Genomic DNA, 26,134 nt, shown 5'->3' with positions numbered 1-26,134 from the left:
ATATTCGGATGAGGTGTTGGCATGAGAGGGAAACACATTTTCATTATTACTGCACTAATAAGTATATTAATGCTAGCTGCTTGTGGACAAAAAAACAGCTCAGCTACAGTCGCTACAGCAACAGATTCAACCATTAAGAAGAGCGACTTCGAAAAACAGTTGAAAGATCGTTACGGAAAAGACATGCTATACGAAATGATGGCACAAGACGTTATCACGAAAAAATATAAAGTATCTGACGATGATGTAGATAAAGAAGTACAAAAAGCGAAAAATCAATATGGAGATCAATTCACAGCAGTACTCGAAAACAATCGTTTAAAAGATGAAGCTGATTTCAAAAATCAAATTAAGTTCAAACTTGCTATGAATGAAGCAATTAAGAAAAGTGTTACAGAAAAAGACGTGAAAGACCACTATAAACCAGAAATTAAAGCGAGTCATATTTTAGTAAGTGACGAAAATGAAGCGAAAGAAATAAAGAAAAAATTAGATGCTGGCGCTTCATTTGAAGAATTAGCAAAACAAGAATCGCAAGATCTACTATCAAAAGATAAAGGTGGAGACCTTGGATACTTCAATTCAGGCAGAATGGCGCCTGAATTTGAAACAGCTGCCTATAAACTAAAAGTCGGACAAATTAGCAATCCCGTTAAATCACCAAACGGTTATCATATTATTAAATTAACTGATAAAAAAGATTTACAACCTTACGATGAAGTGAAAGACTCCATCCGTAAAAACTTAGAAGCAGAACGTATTGCCGACCCTACATTCAGTCATAAGTTAATACAAAAGGAATTAAAAAAGGCAAATATTAAAATAAATGATAGTGACTTGGAAGATACGTTTACTCTTGCGCATGAGCAAGGGAATTAAAAAAGCACCGCCTTATTTTTACAGCAAAATAAGGCAGTGCTTTTTATTTAATTTACTTCTTAAAATACGTCCAACCTTCTTCTTGGTAAATCTTTTCTTCTTTCATCAACTTACCAAGCGCACGCTTAAACGCAGCTTTACTCATGTTGAAGCGTTCTTTAATGTCTTCTGGATGGCTCTTATCCCAAAACGGCATTGCTCCGCCTCGTTCTTCCATATATGAATAAATTACTGCAGCATCATCTTCCATTCCCTCTTCTTTACGGGGAAGAAGTGAAATGTTAATTGTACCGTCATCTTTTACGTCAATAATACGACCCGTTACACGTTCACCGATGCGGACTTGTTCTTTTCTCTCTGTATGGTGTAAGAAAGCACGGAAATGCTCATCTGTTAAGATAAATGAACCAACTTGAAGTGAACGATACACACGTCCATTTACGTTTTTATTACGCATAGATGGCGTCGCATCTACGATAATTTCTTGCATATCGCTATCTCTTGCAGGAAGAGCGATAAGACGATCGCGATTCGTTAATTTTAACGTACAGTATAATTCGTCGCCAACTTCAGGCCATACTGGCATATAAATCGGAAACTCATCAGCTGGGATTAGTATATCTTTTGATACGCCAATATTAACAAACACACCTAAACTAGGAATAACTTCTACAACTTTTACCCAGTTCCAATCAAAAGTTGTAATAAGCGGCTCCTTCATTGTTGCTGAAATACGATTTTGGTGATCAAGGTATAAGAAGACATCAATCGTATCGCCTTCTGCAATTTCTCCAACTAATTCGTTTTTATGTAAGAAGATTTCTTCTTCTTCATTCCCAACCATATAGCCGATTTCCGTTTCGCGTAAAACAGTTACCTGTTCAATCGATCCTAATTGTAAATACATATTTTTTAATTCCCTTCTATATATATAAAATTAACTTTTTTATATTTTTTATCATTCCAAACAAAAGTTAATTATAACACGATTTTTCCTTTATTTGTCCAACTGCCCAAAATTCACTATAATAAAATGAGGTTACATAAATATAAGTATGAAAACACTTAAGTCTAGGCTCGTTTTCAGCTATACTTTAGTATGTACAGTACATAAAAAGATTAGAAATTTATTTGGAGGTGCTAACTATGGCAAAAGATAGTTCTTTTGACATCGTTTCGAAAGTAGAATTACCTGAAGTAACAAACGCAATTAACATCGCATTAAAAGAAATCCAAAACCGATATGACTTTAAAGGAAGTAAAAGTGATATTAAATTAGAAAAAGAAGTACTTGTTTTAACTTCTGATGATGAGTTCAAATTAGACCAAGTAAAAGACGTTCTAATTTCTAAACTTGTAAAACGTAACGTTCCAATTAAAAACTTGGATTACGGAAAAGTTGAAGCTGCGACTGGTAACACTGTTCGCCAACGCGCAACACTTCAACAAGGTATCGATAAAGATAACGCGAAAAAAATTAACAACATCATTAAAGAAATGAAATTAAAAGTAAAAACACAAGTACAAGATGACCAAGTACGTGTTACAGCGAAAAGCCGTGATGACTTACAAGCAGTTATCGCAGCAGTTCGCAGTGCTGACTTACCGATTGACGTACAATTTATTAACTACCGCTAAAAAGAAAAACATCCTCTGTGTAGAGGGTGTTTTTCTTTTTAGCGTGTAGAGAAAATATTACAAAGTCTAAGATTACGAGCAATCGGATAGTTAGAATAAGTATTTAATTATTATGCATAAATGAAGAAGGTCCTTTTAATACTCGGCGCAAAACCTCCCTCCCTACTCAAATGTAACAAATTATGAGTATAAGAATATTTTCCACCCTTTCATGTAATGTAAAATTAGTAAGGAATTTATTTTATGAAAAAATGTTAATTAAACAAGAGTTAGAAGTGGTTATTTGAAGAAATTAATACTATGTTTTTTATTAACTACATTCTGTATATATATTGCAGGGTGTTCTAATAATATAACTACACCCGAGGATACATATAAAACTTCAACACCTGCGAAGTGTAAACACATCAACAAAGCTTGGTATAAGAAACCTATAAAATGTAATAATTGATGATATAAGTTATAAAAAAGACACCGTAAGGTGCCTTTTTTATAGAAATTAATAAGATATTCATCAGAAATTATGAATCATTTTTTATTTTGTTTTTCAAAATATTTTTCTTTAACCATTTTTATTAGATTTTCTTTTTCTGTTAGTTCAAAGATAAATAATGCTTTTTTCATGTTGTCAGCCACATCTTCTTCATTATATTGTTCTAGCTTTAGCAAGTTCCAAGCTTTTCCATAATATAATTCACCTAATAAATATAAAGTATTTAGATTAATAGCTAATTTAATCCCCATATCATTGTATTTTATTGCCTCTTCATGTTGATTTGCAAGACCTGAAATTTTCGCCAAATTAAAAATGATTTTTAATTTAATCTCTTTATCTCTAGGAAAATCTAACTTATTAAAATTAGTTAAACACCTTCTTAATATAGTAATACTCTTTTCATACTCTTTATTTGCCCAATGAAATATAGCCATCGACTGCATAATATCTATTTCTCTTTCTGATAAAAAATCAACATTCGTTACAGTTAGTTTTAGTGCACTATTTAAAAGATTTAAAGCAATTTTTATTGATTTATTTACATGAAATATAGCAATGGCTTCATGCCATATTAGAAATTGTTTATCTTCTTTTAACTGGAAATTATTTTCGTTTTTCTCTTGTTTCACTATTTCGTAAAGTTCATTATATTGTTTTTGTTTTGTACAATCTCTCATTACATATTTTACATTTTCTACATATTTTAGTTTTTTATTTTGCGTTAGTGCGAAAATATTATTTGGATCAATACCAAGTCTTTCAGATAACTGATATAACAATATGCTAGATGGAGAAATCATACCTTTTTCTATTTTGCTAATTTGACTTTGCGAACATATTCCATGACACAATTCAGATTGTGATATATTCTTTTTCATTCTAAGTTCTTTAATGGTAATACCCAAATCGTAAAATTCCATTTTTCCTCCTCAAATATAGCCCTCAATGAGTAACAGAATATTTTTCACCCTTTAATGTAATGTAAAATCAATATAGTTGCAATTATTGTTTTTCTAAAGGTCTTTTCATTTCTTTTCTCAGCTGCATTTCGAAGCGAGAGTCTTACTTCACAGAAAAACAGACTAGGGAGAAAGTTTTCTCCTTAGCCTGTCCCACCGAGATTTCGCATTTATTAAGAGCAACACCATATTGCTTTATCAAATGATTTTTTAGGTATGTATACTTTATCATTTTCGATTTTGTATTTTATATCGTTTCTCTTCAGAACTGCCGTATCAACAGAATGAACACTATCGCCCCACCGAACAAATTCCCCTTCATCACGCTTTTCCCAAAAATAAAAACTTACGAATACGATAAAAACACATAAGCATAGAGCGAACCACTTCTTTTTCCGCAAATACCTCACCACCTTAAACTGAAGAACTACTAAAAAAACGCTACTCATTTCCGTCTCTTTTTAACCGCAATTAAAAAAGCAATAAACAATACGTTCACACCGACGATTAAAGAGATAAATAGCCAATTCACACCTGTTTCCCCGTTAACTTTATATACATTTGATTCTTCACGCTTTAAAACAAGATAAAACTTTCCGTTTTCTTCTCTTATAATTTCATCTTCTAACAATCCTCTTAACTCTTGTTTTTCGCCAATTGCACTTACAGGTAAAGCAACTTTTTGTGTTTCTTTCGTATTATTAATCGCTACTAATGTTACTTCATCTTTATACTTTCGTTTCAGTACACTCATTCCATCTTTATCGTATAAAAGCTCAAACGTTCCATGGCGTAAAGATGGTCTCGCTTGTCTAAGCTCACCAAGTTTCGTTATGTGCTGCACAAATTTTCCATCTGATTTGAAATCCATTAATCGTCTATTATCCGGGGTATCCCCTCCATCTAATGCAATTTCAGTCCCGTAATAAAAATTCGGAATACCTGGTGATGTTAATAAATAGGTAAGGGCTAGTTTCAAACGAGATGGTGGATAATTCATATTCTCTTTTGCAATACGGGCAAACCTTTTTGTATCTTGATTATCTAAAAATGTAACGGATTCCCCTTCTTTTTTACTCACATCATATAAAGGTTTCACCGATACATCCACTTTAGAAAACGATTCTACTATTTTTTCGTTATATCCACTATCTTCCTTTGTCATAATACGAAAATCTTTCTTTATCACTTGCATATCTTTTTGCACGTCATCCCAGAAAGAACGCGACTTTTTTTCACTATGTATCACATAACTTCCATCTAAATCGACTTCTTTGATCCACCATTTCATCGCGTCGATAACTTGTTGTTCGTTTTCTCCAAGCGGAAATTGGAATATAACTTTCATTCCTTTTGCATGCGCTTCTTGTACAAGTTCTTTCACATCATTTTCTGTTCCGAAATGTTCATTTACCTTTTGAAAATTTTGCACATCTAACCCATCGTACTTTCCACTTTCAAAAAACGGTGAAAGCATAACAGTGGTAAAACCCATTTCTTTTATGTAATCCAGTCTTTTTGTAATCCCTCTTATATCTCCACCCTGATATCCTTCTAAATTTCCAACTTCTAACTGTTTGTCATTTTTCGGTTCTCCATTATTGAAGCGATCAATCATAATGGAATATACGACTTCGTCTCGCCACTCTCTTTTTTCATCTGCAAACGTATGTATTGGCACAAACAAAACGACAGCTAAACAAAAACAAATAAATAATTTCCTAGTCCGTATTTTCCTCACACGCATCCCCCATGTTTTTTAATTGTAAGAATATTATACCAATTTTCAGGACGAATCACATACGTTGATTTCATTCCCCAAAAAATACTTAATGTTAGATTACCTAACATGAAGTATAAATTTTTCCGAATTTTTAGTTGATTTTTCATTTCATTTCGAATATGATATGAAACATAACAAATTGATGTTATTTTTTCTAACATCATAGGAGGAGAGAGAATGAATACAGGAGATACGGTTTTTATGTTTGTAACGACAGTAATGGTCATGTTAATGACACCAGGATTGGCACTTTTTTATGGGGGCATGGTTCGCAGTAAAAACGTACTCAGTACGACAATGCATAGTTATAGTGCAATGGCTATCGTTTCGATTCAGTGGATTGCGATCGGCTATTCTTTATCATTCGGACCAGATTGGCACGGACTTATCGGTACATTCGATTGGTTCGGTTTAAACGGAGTTACCTACGCACCAAATCCAGACTACTCATCTACTATTCCTCACAATTTATTTATGATGTTCCAACTCATGTTCGCCATTTTAACTCCCGCTTTAATTTCAGGTGCATTCGCCGAAAGAATGCGATTTTCTGCTTTCCTTATTTTCATCCTTCTATGGACAACAATCGTTTACAACCCTGTCGCTCATTGGGTATGGGGCGTTGGCGGATGGCTAAGAGAACTCGGCGCGTTAGACTTCGCTGGTGGTAACGTCGTTCATATTACATCTGGCGTGGCTGGCCTTGTATTAGCTATTTTCCTCGGAAAACGAAAAAACATAAACGGTACTTCTCCTCACCATTTACCATTTACAATGTTAGGCGCAGGCTTACTATGGTTCGGCTGGTTCGGTTTTAACGTCGGAAGTGCATTATCTGTAAACGACGTAGCTTTAACCGCATTTATTAATACAAATATAGCAGCAGCTGCATCCGCATTAACTTGGATGCTTTCAGAATGGTTCTTCCAATCAAAACCGACTGCGATGGGAGCTGCTTGTGGTGTAGTTTCCGGTCTAGTCGCTATTACACCAGCTTGCGGGTTCGTTACACCTTTCTCCGCTCTTCTTATCGGAGCAATCGGCGGTGTATTATGCTTCGGAGCAGTCTTTTTCTTAAAAACAAAATTCGGATACGACGATACACTCGATGCATTCGGATGCCACGGTATCGGCGGAACTTGGGGCGGTATTGCAACAGGACTCTTTGCAACTACTACTGTAAATGCTGATGGCGCTAACGGATTATTTTACGGAAACGCTGCTTTACTGTTTAAACAACTGATAGCAATCGGCGCAACATATGCATTCACGATCATCATGACGTACGCCATTATTAAAGCGATCAACTTCTTCCTCCCCGTTCGGGTAAATGAGCATGAGGAACATATGGGACTTGATATTTCGATGCACGGAGAGAAAGCTTATGAGTATACAGAGCGAGTGAACTAAAAAAAGAGATGCAATCTATTGGTAGTAGATTGCATCTCTTTTTATTGTACTTGTCGGCGCAGTATACCCCACCTAGTATTCCGGTGAATATATCAGCGATTCTTCGGATATATCGACGATTTTTTAAATATATCAGCGATTATTTCAATATATCGACGTTTCGACACGATACATCCATTTACCAACAAATTCCGACATGACGAAACTGAAAAATACCCCGGCGTAACTTTACATACATACAAAAAAGACGACCGTTTAACAGTCGTCTTTTCCTACTTATTTCGGAGCATTTCCCACATATTGCGTAATATCAACATTTAAAGCTTGCGCTAAACGCATTCCGTAATCGTGATCTGCACGGAAGAAGTTACAAATAGCTAGTAATTTCGTGCGCTCATTTACGTCTTTTAAGTCATTTGTTAAGTTTGCAATTAAGTTGTCTTGCTCTTCTTTAGAGAATGAACGGTAACGCTCACCCGCTTGTTTGAAATCATTTGGTTTGTCAATTTTTTCACGAGATACATAGCCTTCTACTTTCATAGTTGAATCGCGGTAAGTTTTGTCTTCAACTGGATTTTCAGCATGACGGCTCGGTTCGTAGTTAATTGTAGATGGGTTTTGATTGATTTGCATCGCACCATCACGTTGTTGGTTGTGAACAGCTGCGTATGGGCAGTTTACAGGAATTTGTAAGTAGTTTGCACCAAGACGGTAACGCTGTGTATCTGGATAAGAGAATAAACGACCTTGTAATAATTTATCTTCAGATGGTTCAATACCATTTACAGTTGCACTTGGAGAGAACGCCACTTGCTCTACTTCTGCAAAGAAATTTTTCGGATTACGATTTAACGTCATCGTCCCCACTTCAATTAATGGGAAGCGATCTTCTGGCCATACTTTCGTCGGATCTAATGGATCGAAATCTAAAGAATCCGTTTCATCTAGTTGCATCACTTGTACGTGTAAATCCCACTTCGGATAATTTCCTTTTTCGATTGCATCGAACAAGTCACGAGTTGCATGGTTGAAGTCTTTTCCTTGTACTTCTTGCACCTCTTTTGCACTTAAGTTACGTACACTTTGCTGTGGTTTCCAGTGATATTTAATGTAGACGATTTTACCTTCTGCATTAATCCATTTAAATGAGTGAACACCGAAACCTTCCATTTCACGATAACTTGCCGGTGTACCGTAATCAGAAAATACCCACGTCATCATATGTGTAGATTCCGGGCTTAACGTCATGAAATCCCAATAACGATCTGGTGTTTGAACATTTGTATCAGGTGCTGGTTTTAAAGAATGGACCATATCAGGGAATTTAATTGCATCGCGAATGAAGAAGACTGGTAAGTGGTTACCTACGATATCGTAATTTCCTTCTTCTGTATAAAATTTAACAGCGAACCCACGTGGGTCACGAGCTGTTTCCGGAGAACCTTGACCATGAATAACCGTTGAGAAACGAACAAATACAGGCGTTTCAGTTCCTTCATTTTGTAAAAATGCTGCCTTCGTATATTGCTTCATGCTGTTTTTCGTTACGAATACACCGTGAGCACCTGCACCACGTGCATGCACAACACGCTCTGGAATACGTTCACGATCAAAGTGAGCTAGTTTTTCTACTAAATGATAGTCTTCTAATAATACCGGTCCACGGCGACCAGCTGTACGAGAATTTTGGTTATCTCCAACTGGAGCACCTTGGTTTGTTGTTAAGCGATTATTTGGATTCATCTAGGGGATCCTCCTCTTTCTTTCTTTCTTTCTTTCTTTCTTTCTTTCTTTCTTTCTTTCTTTCTTTCTTTCTTTCTTTCTTTCTTTCTTTCTTTCTTTCTTTCTTTCTTTCTTTCTTAGTAATCATTGTTTATTTAAAATTATTATAAACTAATTATTATTTAAAACTAGATTCTTGTCAACTATTTCCTTCATTTTTTTTGAAACAATTTCAGCTAAGCAATCAATAAATACAGATTGTGAATTTGGCATATTCGGTCTAAAATATGCCACGTTTAATTCATCAGTTACAACTTTACATTCGTAATCATTGTCGTATAAAACTTCTAAATGCTCTGCTACAAATCCAACCGGACAGTATACGAAAGTTTCATAGCCATACTTTTCAAATAAATCTCTCGTTAAATCTTGCACATCCGGACCAATCCATGGGTCAGGCGTATTTCCAGCACTTTGCCAACCTGTTGTATAGTTTGGAATATCGGCAGCCTCCGCAATTAAATCCGCTGTATGTTGCAATTGCTCCACATAAGGGTCTCCTGCTGCAATAATTTTCTCTGGTAAACTATGTGCTGAAAAAATCACGACAGCTTTCTCTCTATCTTCAATCTTTGTAAATGTTTCTTTTAGTTGCTCTGTCCAATACGAAATAAATTTCGGTTCATCGTACCATTGTTCAATCGGTTCAATAACAGGCCCACCAATTTCTTCCGAAAGACGAATAGCACGGTCATTATATGCTTTAATGCTAAATGTAGAATAATGCGGTGCTAATACGATACTAATCGCCTGCTCAATTCCATCTTTCTTCATCTCTTCTACTGCATCTTCTATAAATGGAGCTATATGTTTTAATCCTAAGTAACAAGTAAATTCATACTCTTTAAATATTTTATTCATTGAATCTGTTAATTTATGCGCTTGCTCTTTCGTAATTTTTGCAAGTGGTGAAATTCCGCCAATCGCTTTATAGCGTCCGATTAAGTCTTGGAGTGCTTCTTCTGAAGGTTTATGCCCGTGGCGAATATGTGTATAGTACGCTTCTACATCATCTAATGATTCTGGCGTTCCATACGCCATTACGAGTAAACCTATTTTTTTCTTTGTCATCTATATAACACCTCAATTTTATAAATGAGAATCTTTTTCAAGAACATTTGTTTCCAATTATAACAACTAATAATAAGTACGTCAAAATAATTATTCTAAATAAGTATTATTTCTAATATGATTTTGAATTTTATATGACAATTTATTTAATAGAAAAGCGACTTGCTTTTATGCAAGTCGCTTTTCTTCTATTCTTTAATATTTACCCCATACTCTTTAAACCAAACATGAATTTGCGCTAAATGAGCTAAAAGCTGCGGACCAGTCATTAATTGACCGAACCAAGGGGATTGAAATGCACTGCCACCTGACTCAATTAATCCACTCAGCTGTTCTTTATCAAATAGTTCGTGCAAAATTGAGCCTTTATCTGTTAATAAATCTTGTAGCCATACTGTTACCGCTTTTGTATAATGCGGATTATGGGTTTTCGGATACGGGCTCTTCTTTCTATATAAGATGTCATTTGGAAGTAATCCTTCTAATGCTTTACGCAATAGACCTTTTTCGCGGTTTTTATACATTTTCATTTCCCAAGGAATATTCCACGCATATTCGACAAGTCGGTGATCCGCAAATGGAACACGTACTTCTAAGCTTGCCCCCATACTCATACGGTCTTTTCTGTCTAATAATGTTGTCATAAACCATACCATGTTCAAGTAAAATAATTGTCGTCTCTTTGCTTCAATTGGGCTTTCTCCCTCTAAAATAGGAACTTCTTGAATGGATTCTTCATAACGCTGCTGTACATATTGTTGTAAGTTTAATTTATTTCTCCATTCTTTCTTTAGCAGTTGTTCACGTGCTTCTGTAGAGCGCATCCACGGAAATGCACTCGATTGCAAATCATCTTCTCTATAAAACCACGGATAACCACCAAATATTTCGTCTGCACATTCCCCAGATAAACCGACGACAAAATCTTGTTTAATTTCACGGCAAAACCATAATAATGACGAATCGATATCTGCCATACCAGGCAAATCACGAACGAGTACCGCTTCTGTTAAATACTGTGCTAATTGTTCATTTGAAATGACGCAGCGATGATGGATTGTTTGAAACGTCTCAGTCATCAAATGAATAAATGGCGCATCTGAATTCGGCTGAAACGCATTCGCTTTAAAGTATTTTTCATTATCTTCATAATCAACAGAGTATGTGTGTAATTGCCCTTTTCCTGACCTTGCGTATTCTTTCGCAGCAATCGCTGTAATGGCGCTCGAATCTACACCACCTGATAGAAAAGTACATAGTGGTACATCAGAAACGAGCTGCCTTGTAATCGCATCTTGTAATAAAAAACGTGTTTTCTCTACTGTTTCTTCAAAGGAGTCTTCATGTTTTTTGCTTTCCACATTCCAATATCTCCATATACATAAACCGTTCTTTGAAAATGTCATCGCATGCCCTGGACGTAATTCTTTTATACCAGCATAAATGCCATGACCAGGTGTTCTAGATGGTCCAAGACCGAATATTTCGGATAACCCTTCTAACGTTACTTCCGCCTTCACATCTGGATGCGCTAATATCGCTTTTAACTCTGAACCAAATAGTAATCGCCCACTATCATATTTATAAAATAGCGGTTTTACACCTAGTCGATCTCGCGCAATAAATACTTGTTCTTTCTGTTCATCCCATACAGCAAACGCATATATACCGTTTAAATGATCGACACATTCTTCTTTCCATTCAATATACGACGCTAATAGCACCTCCGTATCAGAATGACCTTTGAACGTATATCCTCTTCTTAATAATTCCTTTCGAATATCTTCTGTATTATACAATTCACCGTTATAGCAAATTGCATAATTCGTTTCATCTTTTAAACAAGTCATCGGTTGTTTACCACCCTCAGGATCAACAACGATTAACCGTTTATGCCCAAATGCGACATTGCCTTTAATCCAAACTTTATTATCATCCGGGCCACGCTTTGCTAACGTCTCAGCCATCTTCGTAACGACGTCCCGTTCTCCTTCTAATGAGCGTTTATAATCCACCCATCCTGTAATCCCGCACATACGAATCATCCTTCCATCTTATTTCTTTTCCTAAACAAGCAGTAATCCACACCTTAAAGGTGCGGATCAAAAAAATGACAAACTTGACGATAATCTACTATCTACATACGGAATAGCTTTTTCACTCAGTAAAACGTGTTTTATTGTATGCCCACCTATGTCTAGATGTGTCTAGTTATAAAGAATGCACGAACTGTCTATAACAGAAATAACTACTTTTTATAAAGGAGAAATCGTGTATGATACAACGTAACCATATTTTATATAACCAGCCTCGCGCTCATACAGTCGGTAATGTAGAATATATAAACAATGAATGGGTATTCTTTGATGATGAAAATGATGAAGCATTTTTATTAGAAGATATTGCCGAAGATGGCTTTGAGATTTTATATAACAACAACTGGCTACCAGCTCGTTTCTATGAACAAGATGTATTACAAATCGCCAACGAACAGCACCATTTACAAAACGGAGAAATGATACGAATTCGAAAAAAATTACTTCTTAGCTATACAGAATGGCTCGAGGAATTACCTGACTCTGTCTTTACATTATTAACCGAATCATTGCAATCCCTTCATTACTCTTTATATGATTGCATGTATTGTCATAATTATTTATCTTTCTTACCGAAAGAGGAAGCATGCGAAGGAGTAAATATTCTTTTGTTTGATAACGAAGAAATGATTTGTACACTACAGCACCATTTCGTTCGTCACGCTACGTCAAATAAAAACATGTTTCGTTTTACGAAAGTAAACGGAGAAGAGCTGCATATCGATGCGACATAAAGTAAAAAAACCACCTTATCTCCCAAGTCTTTGAGATTATAAGGTGGTTTTATTTTTTATTAGAATACTTGCCAGCCAATCGGTAATTTCAGTCCAAGGTAAAATACCGCTACAAGCGCGATAACAAATAATCCCCAAAATGCCCCTGTTGCCTTGTTCTTGCTCATTTTCACAAGAACCATTTCCATTCCAGCGATAACTAAAATACCAGCTACCATTTTTAAACCATACCACATGTGCACGTTACTTGTTGCAGTCTTCATAATACCCATGTACAACATGAAACCTGTCACAATAATGATAATGTACATAAGACGAAGCCCCATATGTACACCTTTACCTTTTCTTCCTGCTGAATAAAGTGAATACGCAACGAAGAATAAAATTAAACCTAACGCCCATGCTGTAATATGCATATGTACCATCGTATCCCCTACCTCCTCTTTTCACACTTTTTCACTCTATATGATAACATGTTCATTTATTTTCAGGAAATGTTTCGCTTTTTTACATTTAAATGATATAATATTTAGAGTATTTACAAACTTCTTGTAATAACAAAAGGGGGAACAATCATGATTCAAACTAAGGATATTATCGAACTTACAGACACATACGGAGCAAATAACTATCACCCACTTCCGATCGTTATCTCTAAAGCAGAAGGCGTTTGGGTAGAAGATCCTGAAGGAAATCGCTATATGGACTTATTAAGTGCATATTCTGCAGTAAACCAAGGTCATCGTCACCCAAAAATTATTAACGCTTTAATTGACCAAGCTAATCGTGTTACGTTAACTTCTCGTGCTTTCCATAGCGATCAATTAGGTCCTTGGTACGAAAAAGTTGCGAAACTAACTAATAAAGAAATGGTACTTCCAATGAATACAGGTGCAGAAGCTGTTGAAACTGCAATTAAAACAGCTCGCCGCTGGGCTTATGATGTGAAGAAAGTAGAAGCAAACCGTGCTGAAATTATCGTTTGTGAAGATAACTTCCACGGCCGTACAATGGGTGCTGTTTCTATGTCTTCAAACGAAGAGTACAAGCGTGGATTCGGTCCAATGCTTCCTGGCATTATCGTAATTCCTTACGGTGATTTAGAAGCGTTAAAAGCTGCTATTACACCAAACACAGCTGCATTCATTTTAGAGCCTATCCAAGGTGAGGCAGGAATTAACATCCCACCAGCTGGTTTCTTAAAAGAAGCTCTTGAAGTATGTAAAAAAGAAAACGTTTTATTCGTAGCAGATGAAATCCAAACTGGCTTAGGCCGTACTGGTAAAGTATTTGCTTGTGACTGGGACGGTGTAACTCCTGACATGTACATACTTGGTAAAGCACTTGGCGGCGGCGTATTCCCAATCTCTTGCGTAGCAGCAAACCGCGACATTTTAGGCGTATTCGAGCCAGGTTCTCACGGTTCTACATTCGGTGGTAACCCACTTGCATGTGCTGTTTCTATCGCGGCTCTTGAAGTGTTAGAAGAAGAAAAATTAACAGAGCGTTCTCTTCAATTAGGCGAAAAATTAGTTGGGCAATTAAAAGAAATTGATAACCCAATGATTACTGACATTCGAGGTAAAGGCTTATTCATCGGTATCGAATTAAACGAGCCAGCTCGTCCTTACTGCGAACAATTAAAAGCAGCTGGTCTATTATGTAAAGAAACACACGAAAATGTAATTCGTATCGCACCACCGCTAGTAATCTCTGAAGAAGATTTAGAGTGGGCTTTCCAAAAAATTAAAGCGGTATTATCATAATAATAAAGAGGTTATCCTACATGTTGGGACAACCTCTTTATTTTTTTAGTAGTTTACTGTAAAGTTAGATTGAATATTCAGTTTATTTTACAGGGGGTAATTGTATGCTTTTGAAATACGGCAAACATATTAACTATTTAGCTACTATTCTCATTTCCATTACATTCATCGGATTCCTATTATCTATAACGTTACTCAGGTACTACTCAACACCTCATACATTCATGCTACTTAAAATCTCATTTTGGGCTGCTGTTTTCCTTACAGCTATCGGTTTTGGCCGCGAAAGAAGTTCTCTTGCCGTTATGCTAATCGGGATTTGTACGTTAATACTCATCGGATTATATATTTTTGCTATTTTAGATTTTTTCAATAACCCATGGCCATAAAAAAGAGCTATCTATTAATAAGATAGCCCTTTTCTTCATTTCACTACATTTCGCAAAGTACCAATTCCTTCTACTGTAATGACCACTTCATCACCCGCATGCAAAAACTTCGGTGGTGTGAAACCTTTTCCGACACCAGCCGGCGTTCCTGTTGCGATAATATCGCCTGGCTCTAACGTCATTCCTTTACTTATCGTTGAAATGATTTCTTCTATTGAAAAAATCATTTTATTTGTATTTGAAGTTTGTCTTACTTCCCCATTTACTATTGTTTCAATGTGTAACGCATTTGGCGTTTCAACCATTGATTTATGAATTAGATACGGTCCCATCGGACAAAATGTATCGAAACTTTTTCCAAGAAAAAATTGTTTATGCTTCCTTTGAATGTCGCGAGCAGTTATATCATTTATAATGGTATAACCAAAAACATGCTCAAGCGCTTTTTCTTTTTTTATTTGTTTCCCTCGCTTACCAATGATGATAGCTAGTTCTCCTTCATAGTCTAGTTCATTCGTTGCGTGGGGATGACTATTAATTTTTTCATTCATTCCAATAACTGTCGTTGGCGCTTTCGTAAAGATCATTATATTTTCTGGAATTGACTCTACTCCGCCCATTTCTATCGCATGCTCACGATAGTTTTTTCCCACGCAAAGAATATTCTTCCTTGGCCTTGGGATTGGCGCTAATATTTTCACCTCAGTTAACGGATAATACGCCGCCCCTTCATTTTCCTTCGCCCAATTTACAATATCACATATTTTTTCAAAGCATTCGGTTCCTCTTTCAATACACTCTAACATTGTAATCGGAATCGTAACCTTTTCCCCTTTTTGTCTTTGCGCTTCTCTTACATGCAATACCTTTTCTTCCTCTTCATCCACAATACCTACAAATACCTTTTCATCTTTTTTCGCCGTTACCAAACGCAATATTTCCACTCTCCATCCTAAAACTCATGACCTTTAATTGTATTCGCATCCGTCAGAAAAAAACCTTCTCATGCACGCTAATTTTTACAATATTCTTCTCATATTCTATTCGTTACTCCTTTATATTTGGCATAAAATGTAGAAATTTTACTTTTTTTAGCGAAGGTGTTTCTTTTTTATTGGTTTTTTGTATAATATGTACTACATATATACTAAAAATTTCATTTAGAGATGGAGCCGATTTCAATGTTTGAGCAAGCGATTGAAAAAAAACGTGAAAAAATGATTTATTTTGCTGAACGCTACGGAATGACTTCTCAAAAAACAGTGGATTGTAGCCAAGAACTGGACAGGCTCTTAAATGTAATTTGGCATGTACATACGGATTTTTACCCTAATCAAACACTCAATACACACACGCAATAACGTGTGTGTTTCTTTTATAAAAAAAAACACATTTTATTGAAAACGCCCATACAATAGTAGAAAAGAAAATTTAAAAAACGAAAGGTGTTTTGTATGCCAGCTATGGTCGGACATATTCGTATCGTCAATATTGGATCAAGTGGTATTTTTCATATTGGAGATGTATTTGCGATTAGGCCTATTAGTTATTCACGCGCTTTTGCTGGGGCCGGCTCTTTTAATGTTGGAGATAACGTTTCTGTCTACAATTATCAAAGCGCAACGACTGTCAATGATTCAGATGTAATTGATCAAGCGATAATTGGTTCAACTTAGAGGAGGCGATTGCATTGAATTTTTATGTAAACCAAAGCATCATCATTAATAGCATTAGAATTGATAGCATTACAACCTCTTCTGTATTCCAAATTGGTACTGCAGGAAGTATTAAAGCTCTATCTAAATTCTCAAATAGCGGTGGATTTACAGAGCCCCTTCGCCCATTGCAGGCGAAAGGACAAATTATTTCTATCAAGCCATCAACTAGTTCTTCTTAAGACATCCTTGTCATAAATATATAGCAGGAATATTTTTACCCTCCCTACTGAAAAGGAGGTTTCACAAAATGAATCAAGATATATATACTTACTTACACCAACTTCAACAAGCTCTTCAAGCACAACAAGCAACCATCCTTAACCTAGAAGATCAAGTTCGCCAACTCCAAGAAGAGCTTAACGAATTAAAAAATCGCCCCTCCTCTTCTGTAGGAAAAGTGGAATACAAATTCGATCAATTAAAAGTAGAAAATTTAAATGGTACTTTAAATATCGGTTTAAATCCGTTTTCAGCAAAAGGACAGCAAATTGAAGATTTCCAAGTGGATACAGAAACATTAAAAGTAAATCCTGAAACAGATACAAACCCAGATTTTTACCAAGGCATCCTTCAAGAAATGCATCGTTACTTAGATGAAGAAGCATATAATCGAATTCTCCATTTTGAACAAGAAGAGAGAACGCCGCTCGATGAAATGTATCGACAAATGATGGTTGATGACATAAAAAAACAGATGGAGCATAGACTTCCTTATTATTTATCACAAACGCAATCCTATGAAGGGATTTCAACAGATCCAGATTATTTACGAGATATCATTATTCAAGCAATGAAACATGATATCGACAAAGCTTTCCTCTCTTTTATTCAACACATACCGGGCAATTTCCGAAAGGAGTAAGTATGTATGAATGTTAACGTTGTAAATCGCGAATTAAAAGTCGGCCAAATTAAAATGAACGGTGTATCGTCGTCCGCACTCTTTTTAATTGGGGATGCAAATTTCCTCATACTATCTTCTATTCTTGATACACCATTTGAAACTGTTACAGAGGGTCCATTTGTACCATTAGTCACAGATGTCCCTCCTACTCCAGGTTAAGGAGACTGAGAAACTATGTTACATCATGTGTCTGTTGTCCAAAATGTTTCTATTATTTCTTTAGGGATTAGTGCCGTATTTCAAGTTGGAGATGCCAATCAAATGGAATTAAAAAGTAGAGCTCTTGCCGTCCACCGGGAAATTCCTTGTTATATAAAAGACGAAGGCCGCTTAGACGCATTTGAAATCTTTACAGATGAATACATTACAATCCCGAAACGAACGACAGATGTAAAATTAAACATTGTAAATGAATGCCCTTTTATTGAAGTAAACAATGTTGAATTGCGAACACTTTTAAATTCTGGTTGCTTTCAAATTGGAAATGTTGATTATGTTTTTAATAACTCTCGTATTATGCAAATCCGCCAATATATTACGGATGAACCTTCCGCACAATAATTCATATAGTAATTAAAAAGCTAAGTAAAGTAGGTGGATAGTATGCCTTCTGTTGTTGGAAATCTCGTCGTTCAAAACAGTAATGGTTCGTTCAATTTAGGGGATTTTTATAACGTGTCTCCGAAAGAAAATACGAAAGCTTATAATGGATCCGGAGCTTCCAATGTTGGATTTGTCGTGAATACGTTTAACGGTGTTAGTGCAACAAATACGTTTGATTCTGATGTGGCTGATCAAGATCAAATTGGAACAGCGTAAAAAAAAGTAGGAGAATATCTCCTACTTTTTTCTTTTACCTCATTCAATATTATCAAAAACTCCACTGTTTACTGTTTCATTTTATTTAAATGATAACCCCTTCTCCTCCAAAGCATTTCTAAGCTTCGGCATAGACGCAGGTCCCATACCATGTAGTTTTAAAATTTCTTTTTCACTATACTTTGAGAGTTCTTCTATCGTGTGAATTCCATGGTGCTCTAGCGCATTTCGTGCTGGTGATGAAAGAAGTGAAAGAAATCCTGTTTTTGGTTTCTTTTCTTTCTCACAGGTTGGGCAAGTTGGACAATCGCTACTTTTATAATATTCATGTCCTTTTTCACATGTTCTTAACGTTTTTTCCGTTGTCATTTTCAAGCCTCTCTATTCTTCAATTTTTACAACATGGTTGCCATCAAAGAAGTATAAGCATTTCTCTTTCACAGGATGTTGCAAGCTTTTTTCAAGTGCCTTTGCATATAACGAAAGCTGTACTTTATATCGATCTTCTAAAATTGGTTTTGCTTGATCGAATCCGCCTGGGAACTTCCCTTCAATCGTATCCGTTTTGAAGTCGATTAAAGTGATACCATCTTCCTCTTCAATCATGCAGTCGATAACCCCTTGGACAAGAATTGTTTCGTCACTCTTACCTTGCCAATCTTGATACGCCTCTTCTGCTGCAAGCATCATCGTAAATGGTACTTCACGCTCAACACTTTTCGCCGCTAATACCCTTTTACCTAGGTCACTGTCAAAGAATGAAATCACTTTTTCAATTGCTATTTCTTCTGCTTGTTCGAATGTTAATAATTCTTTATTAACCATGCCATTAATTTGCTCCCGAATCACTTCTTCTGTAATCGGCTTCTTCAAATCAACATGCTGCATAACAGCGTGAACTGCCGTACCTCTTTCAGCATACGTTAATCCTTTTTTCTCCATAAAACGAGGACGTGTTTTAATTGGCGCACGCAGTTTTTTAATAAAGGCATTATCGCTACCTTCTTCTGATTGGTAGTTTCTCTTTATTTCTGTAACAGACTGTTTCGCACGGTGAGATGTTGCTTCCTCATATCCGTACTTCCACATTAATCTGTCGTACACTTCTTCTTTCCGTTCACTTTGTAGCGGAACAGCTTTTTTCTCACGAAGTGCTTCTAACAATTCTTGTTTCTCTTCTTGAACTGGTTCTGGCGCAAGTAACGTGTTACCGTCAACAACTTCTACTTTCCAGCTCGTGTCATATCCATAAATTTCACCTGGAATGCTTCCTTGTCCTAATTCAAGAAGCATTTCACTATCACGATGTCTATATAATGAAGGTGCAATCCAATCTAAATAACAAGACGCTCCGGCACGTATATGGTCTGGTAATAACCATTCACTATGCTCCCTTGCATCGAGCCATTTTTCCATTTCTTTATTGGCATCTTTAACCGTTCCAATTAAAATTAACTTCTCTTTCGCACGCGTTAACGCTACGTATAACACGCGCATTTCTTCCGCGATTAATTCCATTTTCATTTTACGCTTAATTGCTAGTTGCGATAATGTCGTATATTTAATGCGTTTACGAGGATCGATAAATTGTGAACCGAAACCGAAGTCTTTATGCAGTAAGAAACGTTTCATTAAATCTTGTGTATTAAAACGACGACCTAGTCCCGCTACAAATACGACTGGGAACTCAAGTCCTTTACTTTTATGAATCGTCATAATACGAACGACATCTTCTTGTTCACCTAAAGCTCTCGCAGTTCCCATATCATCACCGCGTTCTAAAATACGCTCAATAAAGCGTAAGAAGCGGAATAATCCTCTAAACGATGTTGCTTCATATTGTCTTGCACGGTCATAAAGTACACGCAGGTTTGCTTGCCTTTGCTTTCCGGCTGGTAAACCGCCAACAAAGTCGTAATAACCTGTCTCACCGTACACTTTCCAAATTAAATCAGAAAGTGACTGTTGACGCGCGAATTCACGCCATCCTTGCAGTAAGTTATAGAACCACTCTAATTTATCATGTAGTTCTTGTTCTTCTTCAAGCGGTGCCCCTTTTAAGAATGAGCTCATTACTTCATAAAACGAACCTTTCTTTCCGTGAGCACGCAATGTTGCAAGTTCTTCATCATTTAGTCCAACGATTGGTGAACGAAGTACGGCGGCAAGCGGAATATCTTGCATCGGATTATCGATCACTCGGAATACGTTCATCATAATATTTACTTCTGTCGCTTCAAAGTAACCAGTCGCAAGATCAGCGTATACTGGAATTCCTTGCAGCTTTAACTCTTCCATAATTTGCGGCGCCCATGGCATAGAGCGAAGTAAAATAACGAAGTCGCGGTATTGTACAGGGCGCATACTATCCGTTTTACGATCATACACTTCATAACCTGAATCAACCATCGCTTTAATACGCTGCGCCATAAGGCGAGCTTCAAGTTGCGCTTTTTCTACTTCCGCACCTTCTTCACCGTCTAGCACTTCTTCTTCTGTTTGCTGAATACATAGTAGTTCAGCTGTTACATCTTCACCTTCTGGATAGCTAGCACCTAACTTTAATTCAGCGTCAGCATCATAGTCGATTTCTCCGACTTCTTCGCCCATAATTTGTTTGAAAATAAAGTTCGTACCTGCTAACACTTCATGACGGCTACGGAAGTTTTTCGCTAAATCGATTTTCATTCCGCCGTCTAATCCTTCTTGCGTAAAGCGTTTATACTTTCCTAGGAACAGGCCTGGTTCTGCTAGTCGGAAACGATAGATCGACTGCTTCACGTCACCTACCATGAACAAGTTCCCTTCACTCTCAGAATCTTTCGTTACGAATTTAATAATGGATTCCTGCACAAAGTTCGTATCTTGATATTCATCGACTAGTACTTCAGCAAATTTATTACGATATTGAAGCGCTACTGCTGACGGCTTCATTTCACCGTTTTCACTTTGTTCACTTAAAATTTGTAGACAGAAATGCTCTAAATCTGTGAAATCAACCATCCCTTTATCACGCTTCATCGCTTGGAAACGCTCTGTAAATACTTTTACAAGCTGTACGAGTTTTTCTAATACAGGATGCATATCTTGAAAATCTCGTAAGAAACTTTCAGGTCTGCGGCTAAATAACTCTTCTTGTAATTTCTTCACTTCATCTTTCGCTTTATTACGAAGAGAGTCTACTTGTTTTACAACATCCTCGTTGTAATCACTTTTCTTAATACGCTTTAACGTTTGCCACGATACATTTTGCATCGCTTCATACACATTTGTCCATGACTCACAAGCAGCTGATGACAACGTTCCAAGTAAAACTGTATCTGCTTGCAGGGTTTCAACGCGGGGTGCCGGACCGTCAGGAAGCATCGCGAGTTCAGTCGCTTTACGAATATGTGTCTCTGCTGTTTCAAGCTGGAATTTCACATCTTCTAATAAGTAAGAAGCATACACTAAATCTTCAATTGTCTTTCCTTCCACGTCGTATGCTTCTACTAATTTATCGAGCCATTTTTCCGGATTTGGATGCGCTCTTGATTCTGTATGAAGCGCTAAAATCATACGCTGTAAGTCATCATCACTACGGTCACTCGTATAACGATCAACGAGCTCAAAGAATATCGTATTATTTTCAATTCCATACTCTTCTTCTAATATGTCATCTAGCACTTCTTCTTTTAACAATTCATTTTCCGTTTGATTCGCAATGCGGAAACGAGGATCAACATCAAGCATGTAATAATATCCTCTAATTACTTGTAAACAAAATGAATGGATTGTTGAAATAGAAGCTTTATTTAATAAGCTAAGCTGCTTTCTTACGTGCTGAGAGCCTGGCTCATCAATTAATACCTTTTCTAACGCTTCCCCAATTCTGTTTTTCATCTCTTGCGCCGCTGCATTCGTAAATGTTACAACGAGCAGGCGGTCGACATCGACTGGATTTTCTTCATTTATAATCTTTTTAATAATACGTTCAACTAATACTGCTGTTTTCCCTGATCCAGCTGCTGCCGCGACTAATATATCACGTCCGTTCGCTACAACCGCTTTCCACTGGTCATCCGTCCACTGACTACCTTCTGGTTTTTTAGGCCAATTTTCAATCATTCTCCGTCAACCTCCTCTCTAATTTTCTCCATCGCTTCGCTATCTTTCATATCTTTTAGCGTACGGAACTGGTTATCTTCGAGTGATTCATCGAACTGACAAACAGATTTGAAGTTACAGAACGTACACGCCGCTTTATTCCCCTTCTTATAAGGAGCAATATCAATAACGCCTTCTGTAATGTCTTTTCCAATATTTTTAAACGTATGGTGTACGTATTTTTGAAGTACGTTAAACTCTTGTTCACTTGCAATACTCGAACGTGCACTAAAACTGCCGTCTTTTTTCAAACCAGCAGAAATAATATCAGAGCTTCCTGTCGAAAGTTTGTTATCCATTAAACGAACAACATCAGCATCTCCTAGTACGAGTCCTTTCATTTTAAATTTCTTTAAAATCTCTTTCTCAATTTCTGCTTCAGATGCGTCACCCTTCATCTCAACGATCGGGTTATGAATATGGAAGTACAGTACACCAGCCGGTGATGCAGTACCTCCCTTTTTCATCCACGTATGTGCATTCGAAGTAACAACATCTAAATACGTTAACATTTGAAGTGCTAATCCGTAATACACTTCCGTTAAGTCTAACGCTTTTGAGCTTGATTTATAATCAATAATACGTAGGAACGTCCCATTTTCATCTTCCGCCTTATCAACACGGTCAATACGACCAACTACTTCCATCTTTACACCATTTGGTAATGAGAATTCCATCGGCGGAAGCGATCCTGTACCGCCCATACCGAATGGCACTTCTAAATCAACTGGTACGAAACCGCTTGACTTCGCATGTTCACGAAGAATGATTGATGTACGGAAAATGATTTGTTGTAGTTTTTGTTTTAAATAGAAATGACGATTTGAACTTAATAAAATTTGTCTTTGTAATAACGGTGCAATCTCTTCTATTACTACAGCAGAAAGATGCTCACACTCTTTTATTGATAAATCCGCCCAAGTACGGTTTTCGCGTAATAGTCTGTCCGCAATTCTCTTCAGCGCTGCATGGAATAGTTCCCCGATATCGGGTGCATCCAGTTTGAAAATGTCACGCTCTCTTAACGATAAACCGTGCTGCGCGAAATGAGCATATGCGCAACGGTTAAATAGTTCCATACGAGATACGCTTCCTTTTATTTTATCTCCATATAAATCTCTACTTACAACTGTACTTAGCTTTTGCGCACGATTTCGGTAGAATAAACTTGATAATACGCGGCTACTTTTTTGTTTCCATTCATCTGAAGTTACGTAGAAGTTATATACATCCCACCAAAAATCTAAATTCCCTTCAAATCCATATCGCTTCCACGTTTGAAGTTGCTGCATAACATATGACAACGTTACTTCTGGCGTTGCTACGTATGAAATTTGTTCCGAACGTGATAAATCATTCACGTCATTCGTAATAAATGTATCTTTCACATCAGGGAACATTCTTTTTATTTTCTTAATAAAGCTAGACGCAAGTAACGTCTTCCCTTCCTCATCTGCAAGCGGGCATGAAATATATAATTTCTCAGTTGCTCTCGTTACCATTTGGTACATAACGAACTGTTCTTCTAATAAGGTTTGTCTCGTCGTTGGTGCTAATTCGATACCTGCAACGCTAAGAACATCTCTTTCCTCATCAGAAAGCATCCCTTCATCCATCGGTGCTGCCGGAATAACTCCTTCATTCACGCCAATGACAAATGTTGCTTTCACATTTGATAATCTTGAACGATCAATATTAGCAATTAACACTTGGTCTAATGACGGCGGAATGTTTGCGAATTGAAGCGCCTCAAGACCTGTCGACATAACATCTGTGAACATAGAAAGTGACATTTTCTCTTCGCCAAGCATCTCAACGAACGTATCAAGAAGACTCATTACTTCTTCCCATACTTGCTCATGATCTGTCGCAAATAAGAAATCTCCGCTCTCTTCTGCACGAATACGTAATGCTTCTAGTTTTTTCGGAACATCTAGCTCTTCTAAAAATAAATAAACAGCTTCGCACATTTGCATCACTGTTCCCGCTCGCTTCAGTCTTTTTTGCATACGAATAACAGGCGTTCTTACAACGTCGCGCAGTCGATTTATTCTCTCTTCCATTTCACGTTCACTGTCTGTAATCATCTCGTCCGTATCGTCAAGAGAACGATAGCGGCGATACATCCACGGATCCTCAGAAGTCCATCTCTTCCCTTGTACACCGTACGCTAAACAGTAGTTTTCAAACTCATCCATCTCTTCGCGCATCGTTTCTTTTCTTACGTCTAATGGATATAAAAGCTCTGTTTTCACGCAGCGGAACACTGCATCATAACGCCAATTTCCACTAATAATCTCGAGTACAGAACGAATGCATTCTACTAGCGGATGATGTGACATCGGGCGTTTTTCATCGATGAAATGCGGGATATTATAATCTGTAAATAGCGTTCGCATCACATCGTAATAACTTTCTCCGTTACGAAGAAGGACTGCAATATCTCGGTAACGATAGTCTTCATCCGCCACAAGTCTACGAATTTCACGCGCAACACCTTCTACTTCAGCTCGTAAATTCGCTGCTGTACTAATCGTTACACTTGCTTCTCCGTGAAACTTTTCATTTGGACGTGCTTCGTAATGCGTTTCTAAATGCGCTAATGCTTGCGAATGAAAACGCGGTTGTTCCATAAGTGGAATCGTTTTTTCAATTTCTATCTTCTCTTCACGCGCCACTTGCTTTATTTTTTCATACGTTAACGTCGTTTCATAAAATAAATCTAGTTCATTTACTGGCTGCGCTAACGTTTTTTCATCTATCGTTAACGTGATCGTAACTCTCGCACCGCAAATCATAAGCTGTCTTACAATTTCTAGTTCTTGCGGTGAAAATGAATGAAATCCATCTATATAAATTTCAGCCCCATTTACATATTCAGAATGTGGAAGCTTTTCGACTAGCAATTGTAGGTAGTCTTCTGAATCCAAATATTTTCCGATTAAAGCACGTTCAAAATCATCATATAATAGTTGTAAATCATACACTTTATTCGCTAATAGCTTTTGTTCTGCACTGCTACTATGTGCGTCTAATTGTTGCCACATTTCATATACGTTAGATGGCGTCACATTGTAACGTTTAAACTCCGCAATCATACTACCAAGATGTTCAAAGAAACCGTTTTGCTCCGCTGCTTTTTGGAACACCGATAATCCATCTTTACGAGACTCTACAATTTTACGAAGTAACATATGTACGCCCGCTTCATCAATGTGAAGGCGACTCGCTCCACCAACTTCTTGCAGTACCTTCCACGCTAATCGTGAAAAACTAAAAACTTGTGCCCGAATAGAACCTCTTACATCCTCACTACCAATTAACGCCTGCTGCGTTTGGAATGTCATCTGTTCTGGCACAAGATATAATATTGTTTCCCCTCTTGGACGCTGCTTTAACTCTTCTTGCACTTCGTGTAAACAAAGTGTACTTTTTCCACTTCCCGCTCTACCAATCACAAATCGAAGTGACATGTAACCCCACCTTTCACTTACATAACGAACGTTAGTTTGCTACTATAATTGTATTATAGGACACGAAAAAA

General features: G+C 36.9%; 25 protein-coding genes. 13 read left to right on the top strand and 12 right to left on the bottom strand.

Going from position 1 to position 26,134, the window contains the following annotated elements; all coding sequences use genetic code 11:
- Positions 1-21 precede the first annotated feature (21 nt).
- Positions 22-879, top strand: coding sequence for a peptidylprolyl isomerase PrsA (gene prsA / locus ACSG5Z_RS18525; protein WP_060489315.1), 858 nt, complete (start codon positions 22-24; stop codon positions 877-879).
- 52 nt (positions 880-931) lie between these two features.
- Here prsA and ACSG5Z_RS18520 read toward each other — a convergent pair whose 3' ends face one another.
- Positions 932-1,786: a CvfB family protein gene (locus tag ACSG5Z_RS18520; RefSeq protein WP_435711942.1), complete on the bottom strand. Its 855-nt coding sequence runs from the start codon at positions 1,784-1,786 to the stop codon at positions 932-934.
- Positions 1,787-2,025: 239 nt separating this feature from the next.
- Between ACSG5Z_RS18520 and ACSG5Z_RS18515 the strand changes: the two genes are divergently transcribed.
- Positions 2,026-2,517: a YajQ family cyclic di-GMP-binding protein gene (locus tag ACSG5Z_RS18515; protein WP_001040146.1), complete on the top strand. Its 492-nt coding sequence runs from the start codon at positions 2,026-2,028 to the stop codon at positions 2,515-2,517.
- A gap of 528 nt (positions 2,518-3,045) precedes the next feature.
- Here ACSG5Z_RS18515 and ACSG5Z_RS18510 read toward each other — a convergent pair.
- From ACSG5Z_RS18510 to ACSG5Z_RS18500, 3 genes are all read right to left on the bottom strand, one after another.
- Positions 3,046-3,933, bottom strand: coding sequence for a helix-turn-helix domain-containing protein (locus ACSG5Z_RS18510; RefSeq protein WP_435711941.1), 888 nt, complete (start codon positions 3,931-3,933; stop codon positions 3,046-3,048).
- Between the two features lie 212 nt (positions 3,934-4,145).
- On the bottom strand, positions 4,146-4,373 hold the full coding sequence (locus tag ACSG5Z_RS18505) for a hypothetical protein (protein WP_060490094.1): 228 nt from the start codon (positions 4,371-4,373) through the stop codon (positions 4,146-4,148).
- A gap of 44 nt (positions 4,374-4,417) precedes the next feature.
- Positions 4,418-5,719 (bottom strand): alpha-amylase family glycosyl hydrolase, encoded by a 1,302-nt coding sequence (locus ACSG5Z_RS18500; protein WP_435711940.1) that lies wholly within the window; start codon positions 5,717-5,719, stop codon positions 4,418-4,420.
- Between the two features lie 213 nt (positions 5,720-5,932).
- On the opposite strand from ACSG5Z_RS18500, the gene ACSG5Z_RS18495 reads away from it, so the two are divergent.
- Entirely contained in the window at positions 5,933-7,165 is a 1,233-nt protein-coding gene (locus tag ACSG5Z_RS18495) for an ammonium transporter (protein WP_435711939.1), read from the top strand.
- Between the two features lie 276 nt (positions 7,166-7,441).
- On the opposite strand, the gene katB is transcribed toward ACSG5Z_RS18495, so the two are convergent.
- From katB to asnB, 3 genes are all read right to left on the bottom strand, one after another.
- Positions 7,442-8,908: a catalase KatB gene (gene katB / locus ACSG5Z_RS18490; protein ID WP_435711938.1), complete on the bottom strand. Its 1,467-nt coding sequence runs from the start codon at positions 8,906-8,908 to the stop codon at positions 7,442-7,444.
- Between the two features lie 150 nt (positions 8,909-9,058).
- A complete protein-coding gene (gene hemH, locus ACSG5Z_RS18485; RefSeq protein WP_087984727.1) occupies positions 9,059-10,018 on the bottom strand; it encodes a ferrochelatase in 960 nt (319 codons plus the stop codon).
- A gap of 188 nt (positions 10,019-10,206) precedes the next feature.
- A complete protein-coding gene (gene asnB / locus ACSG5Z_RS18480; protein ID WP_087984726.1) occupies positions 10,207-12,054 on the bottom strand; it encodes an asparagine synthase (glutamine-hydrolyzing) in 1,848 nt (615 codons plus the stop codon).
- Positions 12,055-12,293: 239 nt separating this feature from the next.
- Here asnB and ACSG5Z_RS18475 point away from each other — a divergent pair, with 239 nt between their 5' ends.
- Positions 12,294-12,848 carry a DUF2777 domain-containing protein gene (locus ACSG5Z_RS18475; protein ID WP_048559584.1) on the top strand — a complete coding sequence of 185 codons (555 nt, stop codon included), beginning with the start codon at positions 12,294-12,296 and terminating at the stop codon, positions 12,846-12,848.
- A gap of 59 nt (positions 12,849-12,907) precedes the next feature.
- Here ACSG5Z_RS18475 and ACSG5Z_RS18470 read toward each other — a convergent pair whose 3' ends face one another.
- The gene (locus tag ACSG5Z_RS18470) at positions 12,908-13,273 is read right to left on the bottom strand and encodes a YisL family protein (protein ID WP_087984725.1); all 366 of its coding nucleotides are present in this window, start codon (positions 13,271-13,273) and stop codon (positions 12,908-12,910) included.
- Between the two features lie 150 nt (positions 13,274-13,423).
- Here ACSG5Z_RS18470 and rocD point away from each other — a divergent pair, with 150 nt between their 5' ends.
- Both rocD and ACSG5Z_RS18460 read left to right on the top strand, forming a co-directional pair.
- Positions 13,424-14,614 (top strand): ornithine aminotransferase, encoded by a 1,191-nt coding sequence (gene rocD, locus ACSG5Z_RS18465; RefSeq protein WP_087984724.1) that lies wholly within the window; start codon positions 13,424-13,426, stop codon positions 14,612-14,614.
- 104 nt (positions 14,615-14,718) lie between these two features.
- Complete coding sequence (locus tag ACSG5Z_RS18460) at positions 14,719-15,003, top strand: hypothetical protein (protein WP_046958323.1); 285 nt, start codon at positions 14,719-14,721, stop codon at positions 15,001-15,003.
- Between the two features lie 35 nt (positions 15,004-15,038).
- On the opposite strand, the gene ACSG5Z_RS18455 is transcribed toward ACSG5Z_RS18460, so the two are convergent.
- Positions 15,039-15,938, bottom strand: coding sequence for a fumarylacetoacetate hydrolase family protein (locus ACSG5Z_RS18455; protein WP_001241717.1), 900 nt, complete (start codon positions 15,936-15,938; stop codon positions 15,039-15,041).
- A gap of 246 nt (positions 15,939-16,184) precedes the next feature.
- Here ACSG5Z_RS18455 and ACSG5Z_RS18450 point away from each other — a divergent pair, with 246 nt between their 5' ends.
- The 7 genes from ACSG5Z_RS18450 to gerPF all read left to right on the top strand — a co-directional run bounded on the left by ACSG5Z_RS18450 (position 16,185) and on the right by gerPF (position 18,444).
- The gene (locus ACSG5Z_RS18450; protein WP_046958324.1) at positions 16,185-16,364 is read left to right on the top strand and encodes an aspartyl-phosphate phosphatase Spo0E family protein; all 180 of its coding nucleotides are present in this window, start codon (positions 16,185-16,187) and stop codon (positions 16,362-16,364) included.
- Positions 16,365-16,457: 93 nt separating this feature from the next.
- Positions 16,458-16,679, top strand: a complete 222-nt coding sequence (gene gerPA, locus ACSG5Z_RS18445; RefSeq protein WP_001111187.1) for a spore germination protein GerPA — start codon at positions 16,458-16,460, stop codon at positions 16,677-16,679.
- A 14-nt stretch (positions 16,680-16,693) separates the two neighbouring features.
- Positions 16,694-16,900: a spore germination protein GerPB gene (gene gerPB, locus ACSG5Z_RS18440; protein WP_001012513.1), complete on the top strand. Its 207-nt coding sequence runs from the start codon at positions 16,694-16,696 to the stop codon at positions 16,898-16,900.
- 68 nt (positions 16,901-16,968) lie between these two features.
- Positions 16,969-17,583 carry a spore germination protein GerPC gene (gene gerPC, locus ACSG5Z_RS18435; RefSeq protein ID WP_001070746.1) on the top strand — a complete coding sequence of 205 codons (615 nt, stop codon included), beginning with the start codon at positions 16,969-16,971 and terminating at the stop codon, positions 17,581-17,583.
- A 6-nt stretch (positions 17,584-17,589) separates the two neighbouring features.
- On the top strand, positions 17,590-17,784 hold the full coding sequence (gerPD, locus tag ACSG5Z_RS18430; protein WP_001102341.1) for a spore germination protein GerPD: 195 nt from the start codon (positions 17,590-17,592) through the stop codon (positions 17,782-17,784).
- A gap of 15 nt (positions 17,785-17,799) precedes the next feature.
- Positions 17,800-18,186 (top strand): spore germination protein GerPE, encoded by a 387-nt coding sequence (locus ACSG5Z_RS18425; protein WP_087984723.1) that lies wholly within the window; start codon positions 17,800-17,802, stop codon positions 18,184-18,186.
- Positions 18,187-18,228: 42 nt separating this feature from the next.
- Positions 18,229-18,444, top strand: coding sequence for a spore germination protein GerPF (gene gerPF / locus ACSG5Z_RS18420; protein WP_001141566.1), 216 nt, complete (start codon positions 18,229-18,231; stop codon positions 18,442-18,444).
- Between the two features lie 81 nt (positions 18,445-18,525).
- Here gerPF and ACSG5Z_RS18415 read toward each other — a convergent pair whose 3' ends face one another.
- The 3 genes from ACSG5Z_RS18415 to addB are packed head-to-tail and all read right to left on the bottom strand — an operon-like array spanning position 18,526 to position 26,063.
- Entirely contained in the window at positions 18,526-18,813 is a 288-nt protein-coding gene (locus ACSG5Z_RS18415; RefSeq protein WP_087984722.1) for an RNA polymerase alpha subunit C-terminal domain-containing protein, read from the bottom strand.
- Between the two features lie 12 nt (positions 18,814-18,825).
- On the bottom strand, positions 18,826-22,551 hold the full coding sequence (gene addA, locus ACSG5Z_RS18410; RefSeq protein ID WP_435711935.1) for a helicase-exonuclease AddAB subunit AddA: 3,726 nt from the start codon (positions 22,549-22,551) through the stop codon (positions 18,826-18,828).
- Positions 22,548-26,063, bottom strand: a complete 3,516-nt coding sequence (gene addB / locus ACSG5Z_RS18405; RefSeq protein WP_435711934.1) for a helicase-exonuclease AddAB subunit AddB — start codon at positions 26,061-26,063, stop codon at positions 22,548-22,550. The genes addA and addB overlap by 4 nt, the downstream gene beginning before the upstream one ends.
- Positions 26,064-26,134: the final 71 nt, after the last annotated feature.

Source organism: Bacillus pretiosus (assembly GCF_051294775.1).
Taxonomy (GTDB): domain Bacteria; phylum Bacillota; class Bacilli; order Bacillales; family Bacillaceae_G; genus Bacillus_A; species Bacillus_A wiedmannii.
The sequence above is the reverse complement of the archived record's forward strand: the minus strand, read 5'-3'. Positions and strand labels throughout refer to the sequence as shown.

Coding starts and splice junctions, on each gene's coding strand:
- prsA (WP_060489315.1), top strand. CDS start 22: ATGAGAGGGAAACACATTTTCATTATTACTGCACTAATAAGTATATTA.
- ACSG5Z_RS18520 (WP_435711942.1), bottom strand. CDS start 1,786: ATGTATTTACAATTAGGATCGATTGAACAGGTAACTGTTTTACGCGAA.
- ACSG5Z_RS18515 (WP_001040146.1), top strand. CDS start 2,026: ATGGCAAAAGATAGTTCTTTTGACATCGTTTCGAAAGTAGAATTACCT.
- ACSG5Z_RS18510 (WP_435711941.1), bottom strand. CDS start 3,933: ATGGAATTTTACGATTTGGGTATTACCATTAAAGAACTTAGAATGAAA.
- ACSG5Z_RS18500 (WP_435711940.1), bottom strand. CDS start 5,719: ATGCGTGTGAGGAAAATACGGACTAGGAAATTATTTATTTGTTTTTGT.
- ACSG5Z_RS18495 (WP_435711939.1), top strand. CDS start 5,933: ATGAATACAGGAGATACGGTTTTTATGTTTGTAACGACAGTAATGGTC.
- katB (WP_435711938.1), bottom strand. CDS start 8,908: ATGAATCCAAATAATCGCTTAACAACAAACCAAGGTGCTCCAGTTGGA.
- hemH (WP_087984727.1), bottom strand. CDS start 10,018: ATGACAAAGAAAAAAATAGGTTTACTCGTAATGGCGTATGGAACGCCA.
- asnB (WP_087984726.1), bottom strand. CDS start 12,054: ATGTGCGGGATTACAGGATGGGTGGATTATAAACGCTCATTAGAAGGA.
- ACSG5Z_RS18475 (WP_048559584.1), top strand. CDS start 12,294: ATGATACAACGTAACCATATTTTATATAACCAGCCTCGCGCTCATACA.
- ACSG5Z_RS18470 (WP_087984725.1), bottom strand. CDS start 13,273: ATGGTACATATGCATATTACAGCATGGGCGTTAGGTTTAATTTTATTC.
- rocD (WP_087984724.1), top strand. CDS start 13,424: ATGATTCAAACTAAGGATATTATCGAACTTACAGACACATACGGAGCA.
- ACSG5Z_RS18460 (WP_046958323.1), top strand. CDS start 14,719: ATGCTTTTGAAATACGGCAAACATATTAACTATTTAGCTACTATTCTC.
- ACSG5Z_RS18450 (WP_046958324.1), top strand. CDS start 16,185: ATGTTTGAGCAAGCGATTGAAAAAAAACGTGAAAAAATGATTTATTTT.
- gerPA (WP_001111187.1), top strand. CDS start 16,458: ATGCCAGCTATGGTCGGACATATTCGTATCGTCAATATTGGATCAAGT.
- gerPC (WP_001070746.1), top strand. CDS start 16,969: ATGAATCAAGATATATATACTTACTTACACCAACTTCAACAAGCTCTT.
- gerPD (WP_001102341.1), top strand. CDS start 17,590: ATGAATGTTAACGTTGTAAATCGCGAATTAAAAGTCGGCCAAATTAAA.
- ACSG5Z_RS18425 (WP_087984723.1), top strand. CDS start 17,800: ATGTTACATCATGTGTCTGTTGTCCAAAATGTTTCTATTATTTCTTTA.
- gerPF (WP_001141566.1), top strand. CDS start 18,229: ATGCCTTCTGTTGTTGGAAATCTCGTCGTTCAAAACAGTAATGGTTCG.
- ACSG5Z_RS18415 (WP_087984722.1), bottom strand. CDS start 18,813: ATGACAACGGAAAAAACGTTAAGAACATGTGAAAAAGGACATGAATAT.
- addA (WP_435711935.1), bottom strand. CDS start 22,551: ATGATTGAAAATTGGCCTAAAAAACCAGAAGGTAGTCAGTGGACGGAT.
- addB (WP_435711934.1), bottom strand. CDS start 26,063: ATGTCACTTCGATTTGTGATTGGTAGAGCGGGAAGTGGAAAAAGTACA.